Source organism: Allochromatium palmeri (genome assembly GCF_009720725.1).
Classification (GTDB): Bacteria; Pseudomonadota; Gammaproteobacteria; order Chromatiales; family Chromatiaceae; genus Thermochromatium; species Thermochromatium palmeri.
On the sequence record NZ_WNKT01000071.1, the window covers coordinates 1 to 9285 of the forward strand.

The following is a 9285-nucleotide window of genomic DNA, read 5'->3' on the forward strand; positions in this document are numbered from 1 at the left end:
TCCGGGTTGGAACCCCGGACGGATTTGTGGAGCGCCGAGATCTGGTCATAGAAGCCGTCGCCACCCCGATCGAAGCGCCGGCTGTTGAGGGTCAGGGCGTTCTCGATGAAACCGGCATCGATACAGGTCACACCCGCCGCCCCGGCCGCGATGTGGCACTGTTCGAGCAGATTCAGGCACCGTCTGGCATCGCCGTCGGCATACCCGATCAGGGTGTCGATGGCCGCCTCATCGAACTGAAGATGACTCAGCACCCGATCCCTGGCGCGCGTCAGCAGCTGCCGCAACTCCGCGTCGGTGAGCGACTGCAACACATAGACCTGTGCCCGCGACAGCAAGGCCGCGTTCACTTCGAACGAAGGATTCTCGGTCGTGGCACCGATCAGCGTCACCCGCCCGGATTCCACATAGGGCAACAGCGCATCCTGCTGTGACTTGTTGAAGCGATGGATCTCATCGACGAACAGGATCGTCCGTCGGCCTTGGGTTTGGGAGTGCTCGGCCTGTTCCATGGCGGCGCGGATGTCTTTGACGCCGGCAAAGACGGCCGACAGGGCGATGAACTCGCCGGCAAAGGCTTGGGCGCTCAGTCTGGCCAGCGTCGTTTTGCCAATTCCCGGCGGACCCCACAGAATCATGGAATGCGCCTGACCCGATTGAAACGCCAGTCGCAGCGGCTTGCCCTCACCCAGCAGGTGCGATTGGCCGATCATCTCGTCCAAGACCTGGGGTCTGAGGGCTTCGGCCAGCGGTGGAACCGGGGTGTCGGCAAACAGGTCAGCCATGTTGAAAGCGTCGAACTTCGGAGATAGCAGAAACGGTCGAGTATTCTACCGCCCCATGCGCACCCTTGGCCGACAACACGGCCTCTGCTCATTTCAGGATTTCAAACCATGCCCAACTCACCCTGCCCCTGCGGCTCCGGTCGCTCCTTCGACGATTGCTGCGGTCCCCATCTGTGCGGCCAGACCATTCCGCCGACGGCTGAAGCCCTGATGCGCTCGCGCTACAGCGCCTTTGCTACTGAGCAGGTCGACTATCTGCTTGCCACCTGGCATCCGACGACCCGCCCGGCCACGCTGACCCTGGAGCCTGGGATCCGCTGGCTCGGCCTCAAGATCCTGAGCACCGAGGCCGGGGGTGCGGTCGATCAGGAGGGTTGGGTGACGTTTGTCGCCCGCTCCAAGTTCCAGGGCCGCGCCCAGCGCCTCCAGGAGCGCAGTCGCTTCGTGCGCGAGCACGGGCGCTGGTTCTATGTCGAGGGCGAGTTGAGTTGATACGCCCGGATCAGCCGACGCTGCATGCCCCCTCCCGGCACCGCTGACGCAGTCGCCGACGCGCAAACCAGACGTAACCCTGTTCCAGCCACCCGGTCAGATGTAACAGGCGCACCATCCGGCCCAGTTGACGCCAGCCCGGCAGCGCCGACCAGAGCAACAGAAAGGCGTGCGCGCCCGTCTGGATGTCCTCGCCATCCAGCACATGGAACCGCGCCATGACTTGCTCGCGCGTGAGACCCAGCGGGAGCGGCTGATCACGGTCAGCGTCGATATCGATCCAATGAATCGCGCGCCGGGGGGAGAGGCGTTGATAGTGGGCGATCTCACGTCGGCAGAGTGGACAGCCGCCGTCGTAGAGCACCCTGAGTGGGGCCGGTGTTGAGGTCTCTGTTGGCATAGCGCTTCACAAGCGATTGAACATGCGGTGTTAGATGGGGGCAAATCCGCTCCCTGCACCGGACGCGATTCAATCCGCGTTGATCGCTCTGTACGGGGAAGGCTTGGGATCCCGTGTCAATTTCGCTCAGCGTGCGGCTCCACTCAGCGCCCGTCGCCTGGATTGGCCGGTGATGAGTGCTGTGCCGCCCACCACTGCGCCATCCCGCCTTCGAGCGCCGAGAGCTGTCGCAGATAGCGCTTGATCATGCGCACATCTTTCCAGCCGCCGGCTTGCAGGATCGCCGCCGTCTCCACGCCCAGCGCCGCCATGTCCTGCGCCGCGCCCACGCGCAAGGAATGTCCTGACCAGTCGGCGGCCTGGGCACGCCGGAGCGTCGAGTGCTCGGACTCGGGCGTCTCGGGCGGGATCACCAGCTCTCCACGCGCCTCGGCCAGCCGCCCCACGGCCTCCTTGAGGATGTCGTTGACGGCGGACACCCCGAGCCGTTGCCCGTGGGACCGACCCAACAACCGCGCCTGACCATTGCGCTGCATCCGCGTAAACAGCGGTCCTTCCTCCAGCCTCGACCGCTCCAGCCAGCCGCGCACCAGAGCGGTGGCGGGCGGACTCAGATAGCGCACGTCCACGCGCGCCTCCAGGTCGGTCTTGGTCGGACGCAAGGCCACGGTCGCCACGCCCTCATCGAGCCAATCCAGGTCTTCGACATCGAGGGCCACGAGTTCGGCGCGGCGCGCAAGCGTGTTGTGCCCGACGGCCAGCAATGCCCGATCCCGCCAGCCCGCGAGCGTGTCGGGCAGGAGCGGCAGGATGGCCGTGATCTGACTCCAGCGCAGCGGCGCGGCCTGTCCGGCGCCACCGCTGCCGCGTGCCTGAGCCTTGACGGTATTCGTCACCAGCGGATGCTTGGTCGGATCGGGAAGCTCCAGCAGGCGATGCAGGGTGGCGAGCGTGCTCAGATAGCGCCGCAGCGTCGTCAGGCGCCGGGGTCGACCATCGGCCGTGCCTGCACCGGTGGTCTGATCGCGGATGAAATGGGCCAGCAGTTCGGGGGCGACCGGCAGGGTGACGCGCGCATGTCGCTCGGGGACGTGGCGCGTCGCCGGTCCCAGACACCAGTCGCGGAACACGCCCCAGTCGGCCGCCCAAGCGTGGCGGGTGTTGGGCGCGGCAGCGGCCAGGGCGCTGGCGATCATTGGGGAAGGGGCCTGCATCCAGCCGTCGGCGGCAAACAGCGGCTCGACCAGACTGGCCGGCAGGCGCGCGGTCGTGACAACACCCCATGGGGTGAGCGCATCAGACGGCGTGTGGAGATGGTTCACGCTATCTGCCATGATGAGTCGTCAAACGACCTCCTGCTTACTGCTCGCGTGGTGGCCGACCCGATAGCGAAATGTCAATCCCGGGCCGTCGCTTCGCGCGTCAAGCTCCAGGACGCCACCGAGCCGCATGGCTGCCTCGCGGGCGATGCTGAGTCCCAGTCCACTCCCCTCCGTTTGACCCTGCTGGAGGCGCAAGAACGGCTCCAGGACCCGGGCGCGCTCCTCGGCGGGGATTCCCGGTCCGTCATCGAGGATTTCGATGATGGCGGAGTTGGCGTTGGCGTCGATCCGGAGCGTGACCTCGCCCCCTTCGCGTCCGTATTTGAGCGCATTCTCAAGTCCGTTGCGCAGCACCAGCCGCACGCTCTCGGGTGAGGCGCTGAGGCGCACGGAGGCACGCTCATCCAATCCCAGATCGATGCCCCTGGCCTCCGCGAGCGGCCAATACTCGGCGATCAGCTCGCGGGCGAGCGCAGAGACATCCACATCCTGCGACGGTTGAGTGCCACTCTGAAGTCGTGCCAGGCTCAAGAGCTGCTCGGTGAGCGCGCGGGCGCGCTCGATGCCTGCCAGCAGGGGTTGCAAGCGCGCGTGCACCGCATCCAGCGTCTGGGCCTGGCCGAGGTTCTGGGCCTGGACCGAGAGCGCCGTGAGCGGACTGCGGATCTCATGCGCGGCATCGGCGATGAAGCGCCGCTGTTGCTGGATCAGCTCCGCGACCCGCTCGAGCAGCCGGTTGATCGCCTGGACGAAGGGGCGGATCTCCTGCGGCACCTGGTCGGTGCTCATCGGGTTCGGCCGCTCAGCTGGCTGTGCATCGAGGTGTCTGGCCAGATCGGCGATGGGGGCCAGCTCGCGACGCACGATGCGCACGATCAGCCCGCCCATCACCGGCAGCAGCAGGAGCAGAGGCACCAGGGTATGCCGGGCACTGTCGAGCGCGATCTCCTCGCCCTCCGCGGTCGGCTGGGCGACGATCAGGCGCTGTCCGGAACCGGCGTCCTCGTGCACGAAGACCCGCAGTGGCTCGGACGCGCTCTCAAGTCGATGGAACCCTGGGGTGAGATGCTCGGGGAGCCAAGCCGGGCGCGGATCGCCGGGCAGCCGGATGAGACGGATGCGCGTCTCGTCATCGACCAGTCTGGACCCGGTCGAGCCCAGCGGGTTGGCCTGGAGCGCACCCTGGGTATCCGCAAGCGCGGCGACCTGGCGCAGCAGGTCATCGTGCATCTCGCCCATTTCGTGATAGATCAGGACGAAGACGGCCAAGCCAGCCACCAGCGCCGTCAGCACGAGGGCGCCGCTCAGCATCAGGATCAGACGCCATTGCAGTGAGCGCCTCATCGTGCGCGCTCCACCAGCCAACCGGCGCCGCGGACGTTTTTGATGGCCTCGGCGCCGAGCTTCTTGCGCACGGCATGGATGAGGAAGTCGATGGCGTTGCTCTCGACCTCCTGGCCCCAGCCGTAGAGGTGCGTCTCCAGCTCGGCACGGCTGAAGATGCGGCCGGGATGCAGTAGCAACGCGTGCAGGAGTGCATGTTCGCGGGCGCTCAGGATGGCCGAGACCTCGCCGTTGCGGGCCTCGCCAGTCGCGGGATCCAGGCTGACCCGCCCATTGGTGAGCACCGGCGCGGCCTGTCCGCCGCGGCGGCGAATGACCGCGCGCAGTCGGGCCAACAGCTCGCTGACGTCGAAGGGCTTGACCAGATAGTCGTCGGCGCCGAGGTCGAGGCCCTGGACGCGGGATTCCACGGCGTCGCGCGCGGTGATTACGACCACGGGGACGGCGCTTCCCTCCTGGCGCAGTCGGCGCAGCACCTCCAGCCCGTCACGCTTGGGTAAGCCGAGATCAAGCAGGACGGCCTGGTGATCGCTATCCTGGAGGACACGGCCCGCCGTGACACCATCCTGGACCCAATCGACGGCATAGGCGGCGTCCTGGAGGGCCACGCAAACTGCCTCGCCGATCATGGGGTCGTCTTCGACCAGTAGGATTCGCATCAGGTGCTCCCGGTGTTGGGTTTGGGGTCGAATGCCGCCCACGGATGCGCCTCATGCATTCAATGTGCCTTCTCGGACGCCCGATGCTGAAACAGCAGCAGACAGGCGGCGATAAAGACGACCAGTGCCACGGTCGCCGAATAGCGGCTCAAGGCCAGTCCGCCGTCGGCCAGCGGCTTATCGAGCAGGTCGCCCAGGACGGCGCCCAGGGGACGGGTCAGGATGAAGGCCAGCCAGAACAGCCAGGTCCGCGAGATCCGGGTCTTGTAGTAGGCCAGGACCAGCACCGCCAGCATGGACCCGAAGACGAGCGCGCCCCCTTCATAGCCAAGACCGGCGCTGTCCGCCGTCCAGTCGCCCAGGGCGGTGCCGAGCGTCTGGGAGAACAGGATGGTCACCCAATAGAAGATCTCGGCCCTCGGCGAGCTGATCGACGTGACCGAGACGCTGCCGAGCGTGCGGTGCCAGAGCGCCAGAGAGGAGATCAACAGCAGCAGGAGCAGCGTGCTGCCTCCGGCATAGCCGATCCCGAGCGAGCGGTCGGCGAAGTCGGCCAGGGTGGTTCCCACCGTGGTCGTGGCGATGATGGTCGTCCAGTAGATCCAGGGATGGAACCCCTTGGCCTGGATCTGGACGGCGACGGCGATCAGGAAGACGCCGGCGAAGATGGCGGTCCCCCAGAGATAGCCGAGGTTCATGGACATGGAGACGGCGTCTCCGCCGGTCTCGCCCAGGGTGGTGGCGGCGATCTTGATGACCCAGAAGAGCAGGGTCACCTCGGGAACCTTGGTCAAGGTCATTTCATAGGCTGATTTCATGGCACGGATGCTCCTGTGCGCTTGAACGGTCGAGAGGCCGGGGCCGGGATCGATCGGCGGTGAGGCGATCCGGGGCTCCAAGCGAACCCCGGACCACGGCCGCCGAACACTCAGTCGTTCGCCTCGCTGCCATCCTCGCGATCCGCGTCATCGCCCTGGTCCGCCTTGTCGATCGACACGCTCAGCACCTGGCCGTTGCTCGGGTCGACCTCGACATCCATGACTTCGCGGACCTTGACGACCTCAACCTCGAAAACCCAGCGGCCGTTCTCATGCTCGTACTCGGCACTGGAGGCCTGGCCGCCGACATGCGCCTCGGCGGCACGGATCGCCTGAGTGAGACTGATCTGGGCGTCGGCGATTCCGAGCGCGTCGTTCTGTTCAGTGTCGGTCGCGTAGGCGCCGCCCAATCCGGCGAGGCACAGGGCGGTGATGGCGGCGGTATATGTCAGCGTGCGATTCATGGTCATCTCTCCTCGTTCGAGTCACGCGGATCGTCGCGTGGGAGTGACGATAGCGCGCGAGAATTAGCTGAAACTTAGGAGTCCGGCGGTCGTCGGCGCGCAAGCAGAACGGTGACTCAACATCCTTGCCCTACTCAGTCTGGGAGCTGTCTTCGCCTTGAGCACCGAGCATCATCACCTCCTTGCAGTCGCCGATGCCGATGTGCGTCTCGCCTCGGCGTCGCGTGATCGAGAGCCTACCGCTAATTTTGAGCTAAGTTTTGGCGAGTAGGCTCTGGGTTACGCGACGATCCGCGTGAACCTAGAGACGGAGTGATACTCATGAAACGCCATATCCCAATCCTGTTGCTGGCCCTGGTCTCCGCCGCCGGTACGGCCGTGGCCGGCGAATCGGTGAGCAACGCCCTGGCCAGCGCCGACGCCCAGATCAGTCTCACTCAGGCGATCAGCGCCGCGGAGCAGCATGTCGACGGACGGGCGGCCTTTGCTGAGTATGAGCAGGAAAAAGACCAATGGGTGTATGAAGTCTTCGTCCTGAAGGACAAGACCGTGATGGAGGTCATGGTCGACCCAACGAGCGGTGCGGTCATCTCTGCCACCGAGGCGAGCGACGAATAAGCGCGGGCTTTGCGGCGCCGGGGTCCACCAGCCCCGGCGTGTTGGTGAAAAGACGTCTATAGGCGTTATTCTGCAGACAGCTGCTCGTACTCCTGTAGCATGTACTTGGCTGGCCGCCCCTTTTGTACGCTGCCCTCGTCGCTCATCATCAGCAGGCGGGCTTCGTCGTTGACTATGACCGAATCGATGGCTTCCACGTTGTTCAGATTGCTGATCTCCGGCAGTGCAACCGGCTCCGGCTGTGCGTCGTTTTCGCCGGACCAGGACCATAGCTGCGAGTAGAGATTGCCCGCATGACCAGGGATCTCGTTCACTATCAGGAAGCGGCCCAGTACCGGATCATAGGTCAAGGAGCGAATTCCGCCGCCTTGAAGGTCAAGCAGGACGACTTCGGAGAAGTTCGGCGCCTCCCCGCGCTCGAATAGGCCAAGCGGATTGTCCAGCTTCACGATCATGGATTTCCCGTCGACGACAGGCTCACGGAATCCGATGAGGAGGACTTGACTCCTCGGATCGAAGCCCAGTCCCTCGATATTGATTTCGGAAAAATTCACTGGCTGGTCGGGATACCGATTCAATGCCTGCTGTACCACCGGCGAGCGCTGTAGTTGCTCGATCAAGTCGGTATAGATTGCAAGATTAACGATATCGTCGCCGACGATGCGGAACCGCAATAGCTGCTCCCGACTCGCTTGGCGCCGCCCCTTGCGGTCCATGGAATGGGATGTGATGGCATAGATGTGGCCATCGGCATCCATAGTCAGACCCTCAAGGTCGTTCGGCCGAGTATGGAAGGCACTCATCAGGCGAAGATCGAGCGCCGGATCGCCAGCAAGCGAGCCGTCCGCGAGGAAGTGCATGACGCTGAACGCCCGATCCGGTTCGTCCTCGGCGACGAGGATGCGGCCATCCGGCAACTGCACGAACCCGGACGGCTCATAAACGTCTTCGAGCTGAGAAATGCCAACGTTTTGCGGGCGCGCCACGGCATCGCCGTCGAGCGCCAACCGGATCGCGTGAAAAGACTCGACGCCGAGGAAGGTTAACACCGATAGCATCAAGCCCCATCGGAAGACGCTGTAGGAGACATTGAGCAGTTTGAACTTCCGGTTCGCCATTTGACCGAGCCAGTACAGCTGGTCGCTCATCTTAGCGTAGACGTCCTCCTGATCGTTCAGCATCGCGCGCATCCGCTCCCAGTAGTCTGATTTGGAGAGCTTGACGCGTTCCTCGTAGATGAGAATGTTGGACTCGCCATCGACGAACTCACGCCGCGGCCGCACATACGCCTTGAAGTCTCTCAGGGACGCGTCCCGTTTGAAGACCGCTTTGAGCCAGGCGAAAAGGCCGTCTGGCCTGTCCGCCAGGTCCGGCGAGGCCGCCAGCAGGGCGAAATAGATCGACGCGGCTGAGGTAAACAGAAAGAGGGTGGCGGGTACCAGAAACTCGGGTGACGAGGTATAGATGAAGGCGCCTGAGATCATCAATGCCGAGGCGATAAATCCGTTCAGTGAGATCATGATGTTCGCCTTGGTCGCGGCCAGGGTGATGATCTCCAATTCCGCGCGATAGGCGTTGCGGAACATCGTCTCGACGCCTTTTTTTGAGCCGACCGGTCGCTGCTTTGGCGCCTGCGGCTTGCCAAGGTCTTCGTCCTTTTCGCGCTTCGTGTCCTTGCCTGCGGCCGTGGAGGCGCTCGGCGCCTTGCTGCCGATCATGTCTGAGCTGTTGGTTGACATCGGTCCTGATGTGTTTTTGGTGCGATTGGATCAGAAGTCTAGCTGTGCGCAGACTTGAAGCATACCGGAACGATCATCCTGGTCGCTCCGGTTGAGGTTGGCGTTTGCCTAAATACCGACGCCCTCTGTCAGGATAGATGTGTGTGCCGCAGCAATGCGGCTTGGGTTGGCATGAAGCTGACCGGGCCGTATGAGAAGCTGCTGAAGCGATGGTGGAACCGAACTGCCGGAGTCTTCCTGCCGGGGCCGGCTCCAAACCACCCCCGAGCGCTCTTAGCGAAAGACCGTGGTCGTGAGCGTCAGGTATGAGTTGAGAGCAGCGCGGACAGCGCACCAGGTCGTGGAGCGGTCACGGACACGCTGGCGTGTGCGTCCGTTCACAGAACCTGAGTCGGCTCAAGCCAGTCGCTCATCCCCGTGCTGACGCTGTGACTGACGTCTCTGTTTTCAGCTTCCCACCGCCCTAGTACCGCGCACTGTGAATTTTCTGGATAATCACTCATCACTCTCCCACTGCCTGATTGTGAGTTGCCGCCCATGGCCCGTCCTGCCCCGTTGATTGAGCTACCCCCTGAACCACGCACCGTCCTGGAAGGTCTGGCGCGAAGCCGCGAAACCGCCCACAGCCTGGTGCAGCGGGCGCA

10 protein-coding genes are annotated in these 9285 nt (G+C 64.2%); 2 read left to right on the forward strand and 8 right to left on the reverse strand.

Going from position 1 to position 9285, the window contains the following annotated elements; all coding sequences use genetic code 11:
- A partial coding sequence (locus GJ668_RS18715) for an AAA family ATPase (protein ID WP_155451623.1) occupies positions 1 to 785 on the reverse strand: 785 nt, incomplete at its 3' end.
- A gap of 108 nt (positions 786 to 893) precedes the next feature.
- On the opposite strand from GJ668_RS18715, the gene GJ668_RS18720 reads away from it, so the two are divergent.
- Complete coding sequence (locus GJ668_RS18720) at positions 894 to 1277, forward strand: YchJ family protein (RefSeq protein WP_155451624.1); 384 nt, start codon at positions 894 to 896, stop codon at positions 1275 to 1277.
- Between the two features lie 10 nt (positions 1278 to 1287).
- Here the strand turns inward: GJ668_RS18720 and GJ668_RS18725 are convergent, their stop codons facing one another.
- The 6 genes from GJ668_RS18725 to GJ668_RS18750 all read right to left on the reverse strand — a co-directional run bounded on the left by GJ668_RS18725 (position 1288) and on the right by GJ668_RS18750 (position 6284).
- Positions 1288 to 1677, reverse strand: coding sequence for a thiol-disulfide oxidoreductase DCC family protein (locus GJ668_RS18725; RefSeq protein ID WP_155451625.1), 390 nt, complete (start codon positions 1675 to 1677; stop codon positions 1288 to 1290).
- 143 nt (positions 1678 to 1820) lie between these two features.
- Positions 1821 to 3011 (reverse strand): tyrosine-type recombinase/integrase, encoded by a 1191-nt coding sequence (locus GJ668_RS18730; protein WP_246195004.1) that lies wholly within the window; start codon positions 3009 to 3011, stop codon positions 1821 to 1823.
- Positions 3012 to 3020: 9 nt separating this feature from the next.
- Positions 3021 to 4343 carry an ATP-binding protein gene (locus GJ668_RS18735; protein ID WP_155451626.1) on the reverse strand — a complete coding sequence of 441 codons (1323 nt, stop codon included), beginning with the start codon at positions 4341 to 4343 and terminating at the stop codon, positions 3021 to 3023.
- Positions 4340 to 5002, reverse strand: a complete 663-nt coding sequence (locus GJ668_RS18740; protein ID WP_155451627.1) for a response regulator transcription factor — start codon at positions 5000 to 5002, stop codon at positions 4340 to 4342. Before GJ668_RS18740 ends, GJ668_RS18735 begins: the two co-directional genes overlap by 4 nt.
- 59 nt (positions 5003 to 5061) lie before the next feature.
- On the reverse strand, positions 5062 to 5820 hold the full coding sequence (locus GJ668_RS18745; protein WP_155451628.1) for a COG4705 family protein: 759 nt from the start codon (positions 5818 to 5820) through the stop codon (positions 5062 to 5064).
- Between the two features lie 110 nt (positions 5821 to 5930).
- Positions 5931 to 6284 (reverse strand): PepSY domain-containing protein, encoded by a 354-nt coding sequence (locus GJ668_RS18750; protein WP_155451629.1) that lies wholly within the window; start codon positions 6282 to 6284, stop codon positions 5931 to 5933.
- A 321-nt stretch (positions 6285 to 6605) separates the two neighbouring features.
- Between GJ668_RS18750 and GJ668_RS18755 the strand changes: the two genes are divergently transcribed.
- Complete coding sequence (locus tag GJ668_RS18755; RefSeq protein ID WP_155451630.1) at positions 6606 to 6902, forward strand: PepSY domain-containing protein; 297 nt, start codon at positions 6606 to 6608, stop codon at positions 6900 to 6902.
- A 65-nt stretch (positions 6903 to 6967) separates the two neighbouring features.
- Here GJ668_RS18755 and GJ668_RS18760 read toward each other — a convergent pair whose 3' ends face one another.
- On the reverse strand, positions 6968 to 8620 hold the full coding sequence (locus tag GJ668_RS18760) for a DUF3616 domain-containing protein (RefSeq protein ID WP_186343212.1): 1653 nt from the start codon (positions 8618 to 8620) through the stop codon (positions 6968 to 6970).
- Positions 8621 to 9285: the final 665 nt, after the last annotated feature.